Raw genomic sequence first — 1371 nt, 5'->3', positions numbered from 1 at the left:
GAGCGCACCATCGCCTTCACTCGCAACGCATTTGATCTGACTAATATCGAAACCCAGGCATTTGATCCGCAGGGCACTCTCACAGCGACTGAACTTGTCGCTAATAAATCTACCATTGACAATATCCGCTTATGGGACACTCGACCGCTGCTAGAGTCTAACCGCCAGCTTCAGCAGATTCGTCTTTATTATGAATTTGCCGATGCCGATGTTGATCGCTATAGCTTTGCTGAGGCAGCCGAGGCTATCAGCCGGCGTCAGGTACTCATTTCTGCGCGTGAACTGAACTATGAACGTGTCCCGGTTGAAGCCCAAACCTGGGTCAACGAACACTTAGTCTATACGCACGGTTACGGCTTTACTATGAGCCCGGTGAACACCGCAAGCCCTAGTGGCTTACCTGAGTATTTCATCAAGGATATCGCTCACACCCCTAGTTCAGAGGCTGTTCGTCGCTCTATCCCGGTGGCAAAACCTCGTATCTACTATGGCGAACTGACTAACACCTACGTTATGTCGAACTCTCGGGTGCTAGAACTAGACTTTCCTGACGAAAGCGAAAATGTCTATAACCGCTACGACGGCCAAGGCGGCATTGACCTTGGCCCCGTGTGGAAACGCCTGCTGTTTGCCAAGCATCTCGGCGATTGGAAGATGTTGCTAACTGACGACTTTACCGCCGATACCAAGCTGATGTTTCGGCGCAATATCAAACAGCGAGTCAACAAAATTGCTCCCTTTCTTCAATTTGATGAAGATCCCTATCTTGTCATTGCTGATGCGGGCGATGATTATGCGGCGCCCGGTGAAGAATCTGGGAAAAACTATTTGTATTGGATGATCGATGCCTATACAACCAGCGATCGCTACCCATACGCCGATCCAGGCACTAATCCCTACAACTACATTCGTAATTCTGTCAAAATTGTCGTTGATGCCTACAACGGCTCTGTTCACTTCTATATTGCCGACGATCGCGATCCAATCATTCGCACCTGGGCTCAAACCTTTCCTAACATGTTTGAGCCGCTCTCGGCCATGCCCGAGACCCTAAGGGCACATATCCGCTATCCACAAGACTTTTCTCTGGTTCAATCCAATCAGCTACTGGCCTATCATATGACAGACCCACAGGTCTTCTACAACAGAGAAGACTTGTGGCGAGCGCCAAATGAGATTTATGCCAACGAAACCCAAGTTGTCAAACCCTACTATCTAATCATGGAACTGCCTGGGGACGAAGACGCCGAGTTTGTCCTTTTGCGTCCATTTACCCCGGCTCAAAGAAACAACCTAGTAGCTTGGCTAGCCGCTCGTTCAGACGGTCAGCAATACGGAAAACAGCTACTCTATCAATTTCCCAAACAAGAG

Annotated in this window: 1 protein-coding gene; it reads left to right on the top strand. The window is 49.2% G+C overall.

Going from position 1 to position 1371, the window contains the following annotated elements:
- On the top strand, positions 1-1371 hold a 1371-nt coding region (locus tag S7335_RS28310), incomplete at both ends, for a UPF0182 family protein (protein ID WP_038016630.1).

The sequence above is a fragment of the Synechococcus sp. PCC 7335 genome, assembly GCF_000155595.1.
In the GTDB taxonomy this organism is placed as follows: Bacteria; Cyanobacteriota; Cyanobacteriia; order Phormidesmidales; family Phormidesmidaceae; genus Phormidesmis.
Note: the sequence above shows the minus strand (reverse complement) of the source record. Positions and strands in the feature narration are given on the sequence as shown.